The sequence below is a fragment of the Nitratireductor aquibiodomus NL21 = JCM 21793 genome, assembly GCF_000615975.1.
GTDB classification, from domain to species: domain Bacteria; phylum Pseudomonadota; class Alphaproteobacteria; order Rhizobiales; family Rhizobiaceae; genus Nitratireductor; species Nitratireductor aquibiodomus.
The window spans coordinates 45638-60195 of sequence record NZ_BAMP01000004.1 but is presented as its reverse complement, the minus strand read 5'-3'; the positions used below and the strand labels follow the sequence as shown (position 1 = coordinate 60195).

Below are 14558 nucleotides of genomic sequence, written 5' to 3'. Positions count from 1 at the left end.
GCGGCCGGCATGGCCGGCCGCGCACGCTATTTCGTTGACTTGCGCCTGATTCAGCGTAAAACAACGCGCGGAAACGGAGACCCCTTTGCCATGCGCGCGCATCACGAAGCGCCATTTGCACAAAGTTTTTTGAACGCAGCCGGGAACGGCAGCGTCGGTCTCTGCTTTACCAAAACGACAGCCAAAACGACGACCAAAACGGTCTGACACCTCGGCTGCTCGTTCTCTCCCCGGGCCCAGCCGGGGAGAAGATGCCTGCTGGCTGCAGGCCTTCAAATCTAAGCCAAGCGGAGAGAGACAGGAGTTAAAAACCACATGGGTTTCAAGATAGCTGTCGCCGGCGCCACGGGGAATGTCGGCCGCGAAATGCTCAATATCCTCGAAGAGCGCGGCTTCCCGGCAGACGAGATCGTCCCGCTTGCTTCACGCCGTTCTGTCGGCACCGAGGTTTCCTACGGCGACAAGACGCTGAAGGTTAAGGCACTCGAGTCCTACGACTTTTCCGACACCGACATCTGCCTGATGTCGGCCGGCGGTTCGATCTCCAAGGAGTATTCTCCGAAGATCGGAAAGCAGGGCTGCGTCGTGATCGACAATTCGTCAGCCTGGCGCTACGACCAGGACGTGCCGCTGATCGTTCCTGAAGTGAACCCTGACGCGATCGACGGCTTCACCAAGAAGAACATCATCGCCAATCCGAACTGCTCCACGGCGCAGCTCGTGGTCGCGCTGAAGCCGCTGCATGAGGCAGCGACCATCAAGCGCGTGGTCGTGTCCACCTACCAGTCGGTTTCCGGCGCGGGCAAGGAAGGCATGGACGAGCTGTTCGAGCAGACGCGCGCCGTTTTCGTCGCCGATCCGATCTCGGCCAACAAGTTCACCAAGCGCATCGCCTTCAACTGCATTCCCCATATCGACGTCTTCATGGAAGACGGCTTTACGAAGGAAGAGTGGAAGATGGTCGCCGAGACCAAGAAGATGCTCGACCCGAAGATCAAGCTCACGGCCACCTGTGTGCGCGTGCCGGTGTTCATCGGCCATGCGGAAGCGGTGAACCTTGAATTCGAGAAGCCGATCACGGCTGACGAGGCACGCGAGATCCTGCGCGAGGCACCGGGTTGCCAGGTCATCGACAAGCGCGAGGACGGCGGTTACGTGACGCCTTACGAGAGCGCCGGCGAAGACGCCACCTATATCAGCCGCCTGCGTGAAGACCCGACGGTCGACAACGGGCTGGCTCTGTGGGTCGTGGCCGACAATCTGCGCAAGGGCGCTGCACTCAACACGGTGCAGATCGCCGAGCTTCTCGTGGCGCGCGGCCTGATCCAGCCTAAGAAGGAAGCTGCCTGATCTCAGGCGGGTTCTTCGATTGAGAATGAGAGAGGCGGGCTTTCGGGTCCGCTTTTCTTTTGCCCAGTATGGGTGTTCCCGGTTTGGATCTGACGCAGCGCCTTGGGGGCAAGTGGTCTCATTCAGAGAGTGGTTTCGACCTTGCATATAAGAACGAGGGCGAGCCAGTGCTTTCCGGGTGAAGGCCCCTAGAAACACAAAACTCCGCCGAAGCGGAGTTTTGGAAAATCGACACTGATCAGGAGCTTGCCTTCGCTCGCTTCGACCAGTGGCCCTTGGAAGGGTCTTAGACGCGGATGGCATGTGCAGAGCCGCTATCTACCAGAAGATGGGTTTCTAAAGGTATTTTGTCAAGTGTGAGAGCCCCATTCCATGCAGTGCGCAGGCGCGAACAGTTTTGAACATATCATCCGGAAGACATTTCATCTGGTAGATGCGCTTTCCGGCACCATCCTTGCCTAAACGGAGTAAATCCACTCGGTGAAAGCCAACGGCATTGACCATATCGCCCTTAACCCAACGCTCAGCAGCTCCCCATCTTTTCGGCAGTTCGAAGGGTATGTCGATCTGCTGATGATAAGGCATAATCTTTTCCGGCTCCGTCAAGCTCAGCGGAACGACTGTGCAAAGGTGAGGGCGAGCCTTGATCTTGGGAGTAAGGATCACTGCAAGTCGCCGCTTCGTCATTTCTGGTTCCTTGAAGCCACCTGCAGAGTAGTCAACCATGACGATGCAGCCCGGTGGCGGGTGTTCTCGAATCCCCATTTCTGAAAACCCCTGCTGATGATGATTCGCAACTGCTTGCACACGTATGAAGGAGTTTTTTATTTTATTACAATTATTCCGGGTAGGGCCAACCCAAACAAAAATGGCGGGCCTTTCGGCCCGCCATTCTCAATAGACATGCCTGCAGAGCTTATTCGCTTGCAGCAGCCTCTTCGGCCGGTGCCTCGGCGGCAGCGGCTTCAGCTTCGGCGGCAGCAGCCTTTGCATCTTCCTCGGCCTGCTTGGCAGCGTCGAGGCGCTCCTGAGCCTTCTTGCCGGGCTTCGCCTTGTTCGGGTTGCTCCGCGCATCGCGCTTGGCAATGCCGGCCTCATCGAGGAAGCGCAGAACGCGGTCGGTCGGCAGAGCGCCGTTGGAAAGCCAATGCTTGATGCGCTCCTCGTTCAGAACGATGCGCTCGCCATCCTTGGGCAGCATCGGGTTCCAGGAGCCGACCTTCTCGATGAAACGGCCGTCACGCGGGCTGCGCACGTCGGCGATGACGACGTGGTAGTAAGGACGCTTCTTGGAGCCCGCACGGGCCAGACGAATTTTCAGTGCCATGGTTTCTTCCTTTCGATAATGGCTTTCAAGCCGGCAACACGTGCCGGAATCTCAGGCGCGGCTCGCCGCGCAGTTCAGTGGGAGACATGGGCTCGGCACCCAGCCTCTTTGCAACGGCCTGTGAGGCCAGATTGTCCGGGTGGACGAAGCTCATAAGCGGCGGCAGTTTCAGGTCTTCGGCTGCCCAGACCTGCACGCGGCGTGCTGCCTCCACCGCGTAGCCCCTACCCTCAAACCCCTCATAGAGGCTCCAGGCAAGCTCCGGCTCATCAATCGCCGGCGGATGCCAGAGACCAACGAAACCGGCCACTGCATCAGCGTCTTTCGGCTCGACGGCGAACATGCCGTAGCCATTGAGCGCCCATGCGCCAACCATGGACGAGAAAGCGGTCCATGCCTGGAAGGCGTCCTTCTGTCCGCCGGTATGAAGCGTGCGTTTCGCATCCGCGCAAAAGGCTGCATAGGCGGGAAAGTCTTCCCGCTGCCAGCCGCGCAGAATGAGGCGCTCGCTTTCGAGGACCGGTGTCATGCTCAGGCCTTCTCGCCGGTCTTGGAGCCGTTGCCGTGCTCCTCGGCAATCGCCTCGTGATGACGGATCACTTCGCGGATAATGAAATTGAGAAACTTCTCGGCGAAATCCGGGTCGAGATTTGCATCGTCGGCGAGACGGCGCAGGCGCGCAATCTGGCGCTCCTCGCGCGCAGGATCGGCCGGAGGCAGATCATGAACGGCCTTGAGATGACCGACCGCCTTGGTGCAGCGGAAACGCTCCGCCAGCATGTGCACGAGTGCAGCATCGATATTGTCGATGGAGGCGCGCAGCTCGAGAAGCTTTGCCCTGGCCTGATCCGTGTTGTCGCTCATCGGCTTCCCTTACTTCTTCTTCGGCAGGCCGGGCAGACCGCCAGGAAGCCCCGGCAAGCCGCCACCAGGCATTCCCGGAAGGCTCTTCGGCAAACCGCCCTTGGGCAGACCGCCGCCCAGGCCAGCGGCTTCTGCCTGCTTCTGCAGAGCCTCGAGCTGCTTCGGGTCCATCTTGGACAGATCAGGCATGCCGCCCCCAAGGCCACCCGGCATGCCACCGAGGCCCATCTTCTGCGCCATGCCGCCCATGAGGCCGCGCATCATGCCGCCCTTGCGGCCCTTACCGCCCATGGCCTTCATCATGTCGGCCATCTGGCGGTGCATCTTCAGGAGCTTGTTGATCTGCGCCGAGTCCGTGCCGGAGCCAGCGGCAATGCGCTTCTTGCGGCTGTGCTTGAGCAGCTCCGGGTTGGCGCGCTCCTTCGGCGTCATCGACTGGATGATGGCGATCTGGCGACCGAACATCTTGTCGTCGAGACCGGCGGCAGCCATCTGGTCCTTCATCTTGCCCATGCCCGGCATCATGCCCATGATACCGCCCATGCCACCCATGTTCTGCATCTGGCGCAGCTGCTCGGCGAGATCGTTCAGGTCGAACTTGCCGGCCTGCATCTTCTTGGCCATCGCCGCGGCCTTTTCCGCGTCGATGGTCTCGGAGGCCTTCTCGACCAGCGAAACGATATCGCCCATGCCCAGAATACGGTCGGCAATGCGCTTGGGATAAAACTCCTCGAGCGCGTCCATCTTTTCGCCAACACCGATCAGCTTGATCGGCTTGCCGGTAACGGCACGCATGGAAAGCGCCGCACCGCCGCGCCCGTCACCATCCATACGGGTCAGAACGAGGCCGGTAATACCGACGCGGTCGTTGAAGTTGTTGGCGAGATTGACGGCGTCCTGACCGGTGAGCGAGTCGGCCACGAGCAGAATCTCGTGCGGGTTCGACGCGCTCTTGATGTCCGACATCTCGACCATCAGCGGCTCGTCGATATGCGTACGGCCTGCCGTATCGAGGATCACCACATCATGGCCGCCGAGGCGGGCCGCCTGCGTGGCGCGCTTGGCGATCTCAACCGGCGTCTGGCCGGCAATGATCGGCAGCGTGGCGACACCGGTCTGCTCACCGATCTGCTTGAGCTGTTCCTGGGCGGCGGGGCGGCGCGTATCGAGCGACGCCATCAGAACCTTCTTGCCCTGCTTCTCGGTCAGGCGCTTGGCGATCTTGCCGGTCGTGGTGGTCTTACCAGAGCCCTGCAGACCCACCATCATGATGACGACGGGGGCCGGCGCGTTGAGGTCGATGGTCTCGCCCTCGGTGCCCAGCATCTCGACAAGCTCGTCGTGGACGATCTTGACGACCATCTGGCCGGGCTTAATGGATTTCAGAACCTCGGCACCGACGGCCTTTTCGCGCACACGGTCCGTGAAGGAACGCACCACATCGAGCGCCACATCCGCCTCGATCAGCGCACGGCGCACCTCGCGCAGGGCCGCAGAGACATCCGCCTCCGACAGCGCACCGCGGCCCGTCAGGCCATTCAGGATGGAACCAAGGCGTTCCTGAAGCGATTCAAACATCCGCGTTCCTCATGTCTCGCATCATTCGTGTTCATGCGAGAGGTAATGCATCCGCGCCTGAGCTTCAAACATCGCGCAAAGCCGAAAAGCACCCGGGGGCGCATCGCGCTGCCGGGTGTTGACCTCCAGGATCGTCACTTTCCGCTGAAAGGCGCCCTGGTCGGCTGCTCGGAGTTGTCACTCGTCGCGGAAATTCTGCGCCTGTAGACAGGAAATCGTCTCTAGAGTCAAGGAGAGCATGGCTTCGGCTACGCAAAGCGCGTCAGATCGTGAGATTGAGCCCAGTCAAAAGAACGCGCCTGCGCGGCACAAAGTGGCTCAGTTTCCGTCTGTCGGCTGCCGGCGTTTCTCCAGCTCCGCCTTTCGCTTTTCCTCGCCGCACATCTCCAGAAGATGCGTTGGCAGATCCTCGCAAAAACCGGGATAGTATCGCGCCGCGAGCCAGATTATCACCCAACTGGATGCGACCTGCTGCCCGGCTGCCATGCCAGGTTCAGACTGTCGGTAAGCATGATGGCGCGGCACAATGTCTTCCGGCGGAAGCGGCATCCGGGCCGACGGCGATTGCTGCATCGCAGCCGTTTCAGGGCCGACAGGCTGATCATTGAAATGCCGCGCATCCGCGGTATAGGGAAATGATGAAATGACGAAGGCAGTCGCGACCGCCGCGAATGGATGAGCGCGCGCTCGTCCGGACTGTGGTGTTATCACGGTAGAGTCCTGTTGTTGCGATATTGCGCATGGGCCTGCAAGCGCTCTCGCGCAGGCGAGTATCTTTGTCTGAAAAATTTCCGGTAGTCCGTTTCCAACTTCATAATTAGCCAGCTAATAATATGAGGAAAAGTGCCTTCGTTGTTCGCTGCTGTCAAGCCGTTGCGAAGAGATCATCAAAAAACGCTGCGGCGAGACCATCGCCACAGCGTTCGATCATCGGTGCTGAACATTGTACCGTCAGCTCAAGCCCGGCGTTAAAGTGTCATCGCAGAACATAAACGATGCGCCGTGTCTCGGGTTCGATCAGAACCGGCTGTTGGTTCACATAGACATAGCGGTAGTCGTAGTCGGGAATCTCGCGGACCTCGACAGTTTCGGGAACAACGGCGCCAACGACGGCTTCACCCTCCAGATAAACGGGTTCCACCCGGTTGGTCTGGATATAGGTTGTGACCTCCGCGGGCGGAGGAGCGATGGGTTCCACCGTGCCGAGAGCGGTCTTGCGGCCGATCAGCTCACCATGAACCGGCTCGATTTCGACACTCGACGTGGCTTCATAGGAAACCGGAGGCAGCGCCTCAGCCGGGCGGTCGGTCACCACCACATACTCCCCGGCGCCATCGAAAGGTGCCGTCAGATAGTCCGAATAAGCCCAGCCATTCACGCCGGCATGATTGACGGCACACCATTTGCTGCCTTCCCGGCAACCTTCAATGGCGGCCTCTTCATCGACCCTGATCACCCCGACAACCGGATATTGCGGCCCCGGGCCCGAGCGAATGTTCAGATCTGCGGTCGCCCGTGCAAGCACTTCTGCACCTGCCACACCAGCGAAAGCCAGCAACGCCACACCGGCGGCAGCGCCCTTGAGAAACACCTTGTTCATGACTCATCTCCAGTCGGTTTCAACTGGGGCATCAAACGGAGCGGACCGCGATCGGTTCCGCGACAAATAAGCGGAAATGGAGCAATCCGGCCCGCGAAACGGTTCGGTAATGACCGCTATGCTAGGAAACTCAACGCTTGCGGCCACCGAAATGTTGTGTAATCGCTGCCAGCATCACATTATCTAGCCATCATTTATCTTAAGGAGAGCAACATGGCTTTCGGGGGAAGAGCGGTGGTCCTGACCGCTTCGGTTTGTGCCTCACTTCTCATGGCGGGGCAGGCCTCCGCCGCGCAGTGTGGAAACAACGCCGGGGGATTTGAAGCCTGGAAGGCACAGTTCAGCCAGGAAGCGGCATCACGCGGCATTGGTAAGCGCGGATTGAACGCGCTGGCCAGAACCAGCTATGCCAGCAAGACGATTGCCGCCGACCGTGGCCAGAAGAGCTTCAAGCTGTCGCTGAATTCGTTCATGCAGAAGCGGGGCTCGAACGCGATCATTTCGCGCGGCAAGGGAATGAAGAAGAAGTATGCGCGTCTCTTCGCAAACATCGAGAAGCGCTACGGTGTACCTGCCGGTCCGCTGATCGCCATCTGGGGCATGGAGACGGGCTTTGGCGGCTTCCTCGGCAATCAGAACATCGTCTCGGCTGTTGCCACACTCGCCTATGACTGTCGTCGCTCGGAGTTCTTCACCGGCCACCTCTACGGCGCGCTGACAATGGTGGATCGCGGCATGCTTGATCCCAATGCCAGGGGCGCAGCCCATGGCGAGATCGGCCAGACCCAGTTCCTGCCGGGCAACGCTCTGAAATATGGCGTCGATGGCGACGGCAACGGCCGGGTCGACATGATCCGTTCGCAGGCCGATGCGCTTGCCTCAACCGCAAACTTCCTGCGCGCCCATGGCTGGCAGCGCGGTGCCGGCTATCAGCCGGGGCAGCCGAACTTCCGCGCCATTCAGGGCTGGAACGCGGCGAGCGTCTACCAGCAGGCCATCGCTATCATGGCCAGGGAAATCGATGGGTGAGGAGCGTCCCGCGTAGCGGGCAAAAAGCCAACGATTTGGCTTTTTGAGCGACGAACGCCCGGAGCCATAGCGAAGGGCCGGCAGACGCCAAACCCTGCGCCTGCAGCTCAACACACAAAAAAGCCGGCATCACAGCCGGCTTTCTCACTATCAGAATGCTGTATCGATCAGCGGCCCCGCCGGCGCGCCGCCAGCGTACGCAGGCGCAAGGCATTCAGTTTGATGAAGCCGGCTGCATCCTTCTGATCATAGGCACCCTGATCGTCCTCGAAGGTAACCAGTGCATCAGAATAAAGCGACTTGTCGGACTTGCGGCCGGTCACGATCACATTGCCCTTGTAGAGTTTCAGGCGCACTTCGCCTTCCACGTCTTCCTGCTCTTGTCGATGGCGGCCTGCAGCATCTCGCGTTCCGGCGAGAACCAGAAGCCATTGTATATCAGCTCCGCATAGCGCGGCATCAGCTCATCCTTGAGATGAGCAGCACCGCGATCGAGCGTGACGGACTCCATCGCCCGGTGCGCCGCAAGCAGAATGGTACCGCCGGGCGTCTCATAGACACCGCGCGACTTCATGCCCACGAAGCGGTTTTCCACGAGGTCGAGGCGGCCAATGCCATTGTCGCGGCCAAGATCGTTCAGCGCCTTGAGCAGCGTTGCCGGCGAAAGCGCCTCACCATTGATGGCAACGGCGTCGCCCGCCTTGAAGGAGATGGTGATCTCGGTCGGCTCGTCGGGCGCATCCATTGGCGAAACGCTGCGTTGATGCACATATTCCGGCGGCTCCACCCACGGGTCCTCCAGCACCTTGCCTTCGGAAGAGGAGTGCAACAGGTTCGCATCGACGGAGAAAGGCGCCTCGCCCTGCTTGTCCTTGGGCACCGGGATCTGGTGTGCCTCGGCAAAATTGATCAGGTCGGTGCGGGATTTGAACTCCCAGTCACGCCAGGGTGCGATCACCTTGATGTCGGGATTAAGCGCATAGGCCGAAAGCTCGAAACGCACCTGGTCGTTGCCCTTGCCGGTCGCGCCGTGGGCGATGGCGTCAGCCCCGGTCTCGGCAGCGATTTCCACCAGACGCTTGGAGATCAGCGGTCGGGCAATCGACGTGCCCAGCAGATAGACGCCCTCATAAACGGCGTTCGCGCGGAACATCGGGAAGACGAAATCGCGCACGAATTCCTCGCGCACATCCTCGATGTAGATTTCCTTGATGCCCATCATCTCGGCTTTTTTGCGCGCCGGCTCCAGCTCGTCGCCCTGGCCGAGATCGGCAGTGAAGGTCACCACCTCGGCATTGAGCTCCGTCTGCAGCCATTTGAGGATGATCGAGGTATCGAGGCCGCCCGAATAGGCAAGCACGACCTTTTTCACGTCTTTGAGTTTCGTCATGGTCTTTCCCGGTATGAGAGGTACGGCATGGCCGGCCGGCTCCGCACGCCGGAGCCTTGGAAGTCGAGGCGACTAATATCAGGAATGGCGGCGCGGGCAAGACCAGTCCCCGCAAATGCCCGTGCCTGCAAATTCCAGTGCCTGCAAACGAAAGAGGCCACGCCGTTTCCGGCATGGCCCCGCCCCCCACGCAAATGTGCTCAGCTGCTTCCAGCGTCGCCACCGTCTTGAGCGCCCCATCGAGCATTTCGCCCTTCTCGTCCTTGAGCGCGGCGTCACGCAGCCGTCGAAGCCAGTCTGCTGCATCATCGCGGCCCTCCAGCAGGGTCAGGCCGGATAGCACCCGGTCGAACTTGGAGTGCGCGCGCACATGCGTGTCGCTGTAACCCTTGATGAGCCGTCGGCAATTGAGAATTTCCACTGCCAGCGCATAGTCGCGCTGCGCCGTGTCGAGCGCCAGCGCATACCAGCGCTCCAGATGCGCCTCTTCCACCTGATGACGCAGCAGCGATCGGCGCCATGGCCGCAGCGTGCCGATCAACCACAACGCGCCAAAGCCGAGCAGGCTGTCGGTGCGGATACGCCGGCCGCGATTGATGCGCCGGTCGACCCAGCGCGCAAGCCCCGGCCTGTTCTCGATGAAACGGCCAAGCCCCACCGGCAGCGTGCCACAGAATTCTTCCACGCGCGGGTGAAAGAACTCCGTCACCTGCAGGACATTGGCCCCGCCGACCTTCATCTCCTTGCGGATGCGCTCAGCGCGTGCAGTTCGCGTTTTCAGATCGGCAACGCGCAGAATGTCGTCATAGCACATGGCGTTGGCCACATGCTTGGCCGCTGCCTCTCCCAGGGCATGGCCCTTTTCTGCGCTGTCCAGCGCCAGCGCACTCTCGAGCCGGTCGAGATATTCCGCGCCATAGGCGAGGTCCTGATAGTCGACCACCTTGCGCAGCCCCGCGAGCGCCATGGCTCTCACCGGTTCGGGATAGGCCTCCGCGCGGGCGGCCAATGCGTTCCACCGCGCCACAAGTCGTTCCGGCCCCTCCACCGCGATCTGCCTTGAAGCCGGCGCTGCATTGGCACGCACCTCTTCCACGCGCTCACCGGAAACCGTGAGCTCGAACGCCCTGCCGAATGCCGCGAGGCTCGCCTTCACCCCGCGCCCGGAAGCCTCGATGGTTTCCTCGTAGCTTTCACGCGGAAATGGCAGCGCGCCCGAGCCCGCGAGTGCGCCAAACAGGCTCGATGAGATCACAGAGCCGGCTTCGACAGCCACCTTTTCCATGTCGAAACAGATATAGCGGTTCGCCGCTTCGCGCGCATTCCGGTGAACGGTGGGCGAATCCGCGCGCCCGTCACCGGGCTCGATCTTCTCCGAAACGGCCGCGATGCGGTGCGCCGAGGCAATCAGCGTCGTGCGGTCGGGTGTCACGAAGCCGCGCATCACCGCACGCCCCGCCTCCATGAGCTCGGCGGCAATCAGAATGTCGATGTCGCCCTGCGCCGGCGCCAGCGAGAAAACCGGCCGGCGACCGGTATCCTGACACATCTCCACATAGTAGATCGTCGCCCCGGTACGCTGTGCCACGCCCGCAACGGATGTTGCCTGTGCAAGGTAGCCGTTGCGCTCGGCCACATCGGTGATCCAGTTGGTGAGAACACCGCCGCCCTGCCCGCCCACGGCAAGAATGGCGAGCTTGATGATCTTCTGCTCTTCTTTTTCGTTCATGCGCTTGGCCATGGTCGTTCCCTCAAGCGTCTGCGAATGTCAGGCGCCGTTTTTCACGACGTGTCTGCAGAAAGCCGGTCACCGTGTTGCGCACCCTGTTTGCGAAACGGTCCCACCGGCCAGGATTGTGCACCACATCCGCGCGGTAGAAGGACGGGCACAGAACCGCCGCATCGGCCACCTCGCCGCAATTCCCACAGCCCACGCAGGTGTGGTCGATCGAGGCCACCGGGTCGTCCCGCAACGGATCATCCAGTTTCTTGACCGAAAGCGACGGACAGCCTGAAAGCCGCATACAGGCGTGATCACCGGTGCAGACATCCTCGTCTACGCCGAAACGCGGCTTCACCACCCGCTCGCCACCCGAGATCGCTTTTGCCATAAGGGGCTTTTCCCGGCGCTGGCGGTTGAGCATGCATTCGGAGGAGGCCACGATCACCTTCGGCCCTTTCTCCTTTGTCGTCAGCGCCTCGCGCAGTGCGGCGCGTACCTTGGTCACGTCATAGGTGCGGTCGATATGCCGAACCCATTTCACGCCCATCCCCTTCACCGCATCGGTGATCGGATGTTTCGTCGACTTTGTGGGATTGTCGGCACGGGAAGAAAGAATGTCCTGCCCGCCGGTCGCCGCCGAATAGAAGTTGTCGACCACGACAATGACGCCGTCATTCTCGTTGAACACCGCATTGCCGATCGAGGAGGTCAGGCCGTTGTGCCAGAAGCCGCCATCGCCGACGAAGGAGATCGAGCGCCGCTTCGCATCCGGTGAATTGAATGCAGATGCAGATGCCGGCCCAAGCCCATAGCCCATCGTTGTCGCCCCAAGCTCGAAGGGCGGCATGATCGAGAACAGATGACAGCCGATATCCGACGAGATGTGGTGCGGTCCCATTTCCTGTTCGATCAGCTTGGTGGCAGCGAAGATCGGCCGCTCGGGACAGCCCGTGCAAAACCCCGGCGGCCGGCCCGGAACCACCTTGGCGAGATCCGCTGCCAGCGTGTTTTCGCCCGGCGCATTGGGGGCCAGCACCTGCGCCGCCAGAAGCTCCGGCGCATTGGCACGCAGATAGGCGCTGATGCCATCGAGCATGACCTGGCCGGTATATTCACCCGCCATGGGTAGGACATCCTTGCCAAGAATGCGTGTGTCGATGCCCTTCTTGTGCATCATCGAGCGATGGCCTGCTCAAGATAGTTGGGCTGCCCCTCCTCCACGATCAGAACGGAATCCTTGTCCGCGCAGAAGTCGATCACCTCGTCATCGATGAGCGGATAGACGGCGTTGAGCACATAGAGCGGCACGTCCGTCTCGCCATAGACATCGGCAAGGCCGATGCGCTGCAGCGCCCGGATGACACTGTTGTACATGCCACCCTGCAGAATGATGCCGGCCTTGCCCCGCTCGGGCCCGAAGAACTCGTTGATCCTGCGCGAGCGGATAAAATCCACCGCGGCCGGCATGCGCTTCTCCACCTTCTCCTTCTCATGCAGGAAGGAGGCGGGCGGCAGAACGATGCGGTTGGTGTCGCGCCGCGGATTTTCCAGCGCGTCCGCAACGGTCATTTCCGGGCGCTTGTTGTCCTTTGTCTCGAAACTGCCGGTCACATGGCAGCTGCGAATGCGCACCATCAGCATGACCGGGGTGTTGGAAACTTCCGAAAGCTCGAACCCATCTTCCACGGCCTTGACGATGGAGGGCAGATTGGGACGCGGATCGAGCAGCCAGACCTGGCTCTTCATGGCAAAGGGGTGGCTGCGCTCCTGCATGATGGAAGAGCCTTCGCCATAATCCTCGCCAACGATGATGAGCGCACCCCCGGTCACACCGCCAGAGGCGAGATTGGCAAGGGCGTCGGATGCTACGTTGAGACCAACAGCCGATTTGAACGTGCAGGCGCCACGAATGGGATAGTGCACGGAGGCCGCGAGCATGGCCGTCGCCGTCGCTTCGGAAGCGCTGGCTTCAAAATGCACGCCGAGCTCGCCCAGAATGTCCTGTGCGTCAGCCAGAACGTCCATAAGATGGCTGATAGGGGCGCCCTGATAGCCGCCCACATACCCCACGCCGCATTGCAGAAGCGCCTTGGTGATGGCGAGAATCCCTTCGCCGTGGAAGGTCTCGCCGGTCCCGAGCCGAAGCTTCTGGACCTCCTTCACAAACGAACGTTCAGCCATGATGCAGTCTCCCGTCGCTGGCACCGCAGTTCCACACTGCGGGCGGGCTCGCTAAAAATCGTGCTTTCTGATGTTGCCGAGAATCTTCTGAAGCGTGGCGACGAAGGCCGAGTATTCCGCTTCGTCAATATCCCTGAACATTTCGGCAAAGGCTTCGTGCATGGCTGGCCATGCACGGTTGAACTCTTCCCGTCCCTTGTCGGTCAGGAAGATGTTTCGGGTGCGGCTGTCGTCCTGGCAGGCTTCGCGCCGAACAAGGCCTTGAGCTTCCAGTGCATCAAGCGTGCGGCTCATGGTCGACTGCTCAATCACCGTGTAGACGGATAACTCATTGATCGACATGCCATCCCCGACCGCCAGGACGGCAAGCGCACGCACCTGCGGCACCGTCAGCCCCTGCCGGCGCAGATCCTGCCGCAGGGTCGCATTGTAACGCCCCATGATGCGGTTCATCAGATAAGGCGCGAATTGCTGAAGCCCCATCTGGCCCAGCGTCTCAATTCTCGAGTTCCTGCTATCCAAGCGTTCGTCCATCAAAGCCTCTCACCAGCAGACTGTCTGAACCGCTACCCTACCTTCCATGACACACGAAATGTCAGGCAATTGCGGATGAAAACCCTCTTCTCAGCGGCGGGCAGCGCGTTTAAGCCGCTGCCCGTGATTCTTCTGTGAGGGTTCGCCATTGTGCTGGCGGCTTAATCCCGGGCCACAAGCGCCAGAACGCGGCAGGGGCTGCCCGTGCCATGCTCGATTTTCAGCGGTGCCGCGATCAGGATTGCTCCCTTCGGCGGCAATTTGTCGAGATTGGCGAGACTGGCGAGACCGTAACGATTGGCCTTGTGCAGAAGGTTGTGCGCAGGGAATGGCGGCTCCATTCCACCGGCCTGGCCGGCATCGGTGCCGATCGTCTCGCTGCCCCAGCCGATGATCCCCTTGTCCAGCAGATAGGTGATCGCTTCAGGCGTTGGCCCCGGCGAATGCGGGCCGGTTTCGTCGGCGTTCAGAAAGCTCTCTTCAGAACCGTTTCGCTTGTACCAGTCGCTGCGCAGAACGACCCATTCGCCTGTTTGTATCTCGCCATGCTCGGCCTCCCAGGCCTTGATATGGTCGACCGTCAGCAGAAAATCGGGATTCTCTGCCGTTTCCCTGGAACAGTCGATCACATTGACTGGAGCAACAAAATTCGCAGGGTCGATTGTGTCGGTAGAACCATCGGGATGGTCGCGTCCGGTGATCCAGTGGATCGGCGCATCGAAATGGGTGCCGGAATGTTCGCCAAGCTTGAGCCAGTTCCAGGCCCACCAGGGCCCGTTGTCATCATAAGCGGAGATCTTGTGAATCTCGATTTTCGGGGTATCCACGGCAAGCTCAGGCGGCAGCTTGAGAAGCGGGGTGTCGGGACCCAGCACCGCAGACAGATCGACGACCTCGACCCTGCCTGACAGCAACTGGTTGGCAAATTCACCGATAATGGACTGGCTCATAAGTCTCCTCCCAGAAACATTTGAGGCCGTGG

General features: G+C 60.8%; 12 protein-coding genes and 3 pseudogenes. 4 read left to right on the top strand and 11 right to left on the bottom strand.

Going from position 1 to position 14558, the window contains the following annotated elements:
- The first annotated feature begins 9 nt into the window (after positions 1–9).
- Together JCM21793_RS02170 and JCM21793_RS02165 are read left to right on the top strand one after the other, a co-directional pair.
- On the top strand, positions 10–207 hold the full coding sequence (locus tag JCM21793_RS02170; RefSeq protein ID WP_007010733.1) for a hypothetical protein: 198 nt from the start codon (positions 10–12) through the stop codon (positions 205–207).
- Between the two features lie 108 nt (positions 208–315).
- On the top strand, positions 316–1350 hold the full coding sequence (locus JCM21793_RS02165) for an aspartate-semialdehyde dehydrogenase (protein WP_007010734.1): 1035 nt from the start codon (positions 316–318) through the stop codon (positions 1348–1350).
- A 336-nt stretch (positions 1351–1686) separates the two neighbouring features.
- Here the strand turns inward: JCM21793_RS02165 and JCM21793_RS02160 are convergent, their stop codons facing one another.
- From JCM21793_RS02160 to ffh, 5 genes are all read right to left on the bottom strand, one after another.
- Entirely contained in the window at positions 1687–2076 is a 390-nt protein-coding gene (locus tag JCM21793_RS02160) for a type II toxin-antitoxin system PemK/MazF family toxin (RefSeq protein ID WP_100213251.1), read from the bottom strand.
- A 190-nt stretch (positions 2077–2266) separates the two neighbouring features.
- Positions 2267–2677 (bottom strand): 30S ribosomal protein S16, encoded by a 411-nt coding sequence (gene rpsP / locus JCM21793_RS02155; RefSeq protein ID WP_007010736.1) that lies wholly within the window; start codon positions 2675–2677, stop codon positions 2267–2269.
- A gap of 25 nt (positions 2678–2702) precedes the next feature.
- Positions 2703–3206, bottom strand: coding sequence for a GNAT family N-acetyltransferase (locus tag JCM21793_RS02150; RefSeq protein ID WP_025029325.1), 504 nt, complete (start codon positions 3204–3206; stop codon positions 2703–2705).
- Between the two features lie 2 nt (positions 3207–3208).
- The gene (locus JCM21793_RS02145) at positions 3209–3541 is read right to left on the bottom strand and encodes a chorismate mutase (protein ID WP_007009150.1); all 333 of its coding nucleotides are present in this window, start codon (positions 3539–3541) and stop codon (positions 3209–3211) included.
- A gap of 9 nt (positions 3542–3550) precedes the next feature.
- Positions 3551–5119 (bottom strand): signal recognition particle protein, encoded by a 1569-nt coding sequence (ffh, locus tag JCM21793_RS02140; RefSeq protein ID WP_007009149.1) that lies wholly within the window; start codon positions 5117–5119, stop codon positions 3551–3553.
- A gap of 45 nt (positions 5120–5164) precedes the next feature.
- Here ffh and JCM21793_RS29080 point away from each other — a divergent pair, with 45 nt between their 5' ends.
- Positions 5165–5326, top strand: coding sequence for a hypothetical protein (locus JCM21793_RS29080; protein WP_155983360.1), 162 nt, complete (start codon positions 5165–5167; stop codon positions 5324–5326).
- Positions 5327–6095: 769 nt separating this feature from the next.
- Here the strand turns inward: JCM21793_RS29080 and JCM21793_RS02125 are convergent.
- A complete protein-coding gene (locus JCM21793_RS02125; RefSeq protein ID WP_007009148.1) occupies positions 6096–6719 on the bottom strand; it encodes a DUF1236 domain-containing protein in 624 nt (207 codons plus the stop codon).
- 213 nt (positions 6720–6932) lie between these two features.
- On the opposite strand from JCM21793_RS02125, the gene JCM21793_RS02120 reads away from it, so the two are divergent.
- Positions 6933–7748 carry a lytic murein transglycosylase gene (locus JCM21793_RS02120; protein WP_025029323.1) on the top strand — a complete coding sequence of 272 codons (816 nt, stop codon included), beginning with the start codon at positions 6933–6935 and terminating at the stop codon, positions 7746–7748.
- 167 nt (positions 7749–7915) lie between these two features.
- Here the strand turns inward: JCM21793_RS02120 and JCM21793_RS23630 are convergent.
- The 5 genes and pseudogenes from JCM21793_RS23630 to JCM21793_RS02095 all read right to left on the bottom strand — a co-directional run bounded on the left by JCM21793_RS23630 (position 7916) and on the right by JCM21793_RS02095 (position 14526).
- Positions 7916–9138, bottom strand: a pseudogene (locus tag JCM21793_RS23630) (argininosuccinate synthase).
- A gap of 211 nt (positions 9139–9349) precedes the next feature.
- Positions 9350–10879 (bottom strand): annotated as a pseudogene (locus JCM21793_RS23625) (indolepyruvate oxidoreductase subunit beta family protein); the annotation flags it as partial.
- Between the two features lie 10 nt (positions 10880–10889).
- A pseudogene (locus JCM21793_RS23620) lies at positions 10890–13042 on the bottom strand (thiamine pyrophosphate-dependent enzyme).
- A 51-nt stretch (positions 13043–13093) separates the two neighbouring features.
- On the bottom strand, positions 13094–13576 hold the full coding sequence (locus JCM21793_RS02100; protein WP_007009143.1) for a MarR family winged helix-turn-helix transcriptional regulator: 483 nt from the start codon (positions 13574–13576) through the stop codon (positions 13094–13096).
- Positions 13577–13737: 161 nt separating this feature from the next.
- Positions 13738–14526 (bottom strand): cyclase family protein, encoded by a 789-nt coding sequence (locus JCM21793_RS02095; protein ID WP_007009142.1) that lies wholly within the window; start codon positions 14524–14526, stop codon positions 13738–13740.
- Positions 14527–14558: the final 32 nt, after the last annotated feature.

Coding starts and splice junctions, on each gene's coding strand:
- JCM21793_RS02170 (WP_007010733.1), top strand. CDS start 10: ATGGCCGGCCGCGCACGCTATTTCGTTGACTTGCGCCTGATTCAGCGT.
- JCM21793_RS02165 (WP_007010734.1), top strand. CDS start 316: ATGGGTTTCAAGATAGCTGTCGCCGGCGCCACGGGGAATGTCGGCCGC.
- rpsP (WP_007010736.1), bottom strand. CDS start 2,677: ATGGCACTGAAAATTCGTCTGGCCCGTGCGGGCTCCAAGAAGCGTCCT.
- JCM21793_RS29080 (WP_155983360.1), top strand. CDS start 5,165: ATGCATCCGCGCCTGAGCTTCAAACATCGCGCAAAGCCGAAAAGCACC.
- ffh (WP_007009149.1), bottom strand. CDS start 5,119: ATGTTTGAATCGCTTCAGGAACGCCTTGGTTCCATCCTGAATGGCCTG.
- JCM21793_RS02120 (WP_025029323.1), top strand. CDS start 6,933: ATGGCTTTCGGGGGAAGAGCGGTGGTCCTGACCGCTTCGGTTTGTGCC.
- JCM21793_RS02160 (WP_100213251.1), bottom strand. CDS start 2,076: ATGGTTGACTACTCTGCAGGTGGCTTCAAGGAACCAGAAATGACGAAG.
- JCM21793_RS02150 (WP_025029325.1), bottom strand. CDS start 3,206: ATGACACCGGTCCTCGAAAGCGAGCGCCTCATTCTGCGCGGCTGGCAG.
- JCM21793_RS02145 (WP_007009150.1), bottom strand. CDS start 3,541: ATGAGCGACAACACGGATCAGGCCAGGGCAAAGCTTCTCGAGCTGCGC.
- JCM21793_RS02100 (WP_007009143.1), bottom strand. CDS start 13,576: ATGGACGAACGCTTGGATAGCAGGAACTCGAGAATTGAGACGCTGGGC.
- JCM21793_RS02125 (WP_007009148.1), bottom strand. CDS start 6,719: ATGAACAAGGTGTTTCTCAAGGGCGCTGCCGCCGGTGTGGCGTTGCTG.
- JCM21793_RS02095 (WP_007009142.1), bottom strand. CDS start 14,526: ATGAGCCAGTCCATTATCGGTGAATTTGCCAACCAGTTGCTGTCAGGC.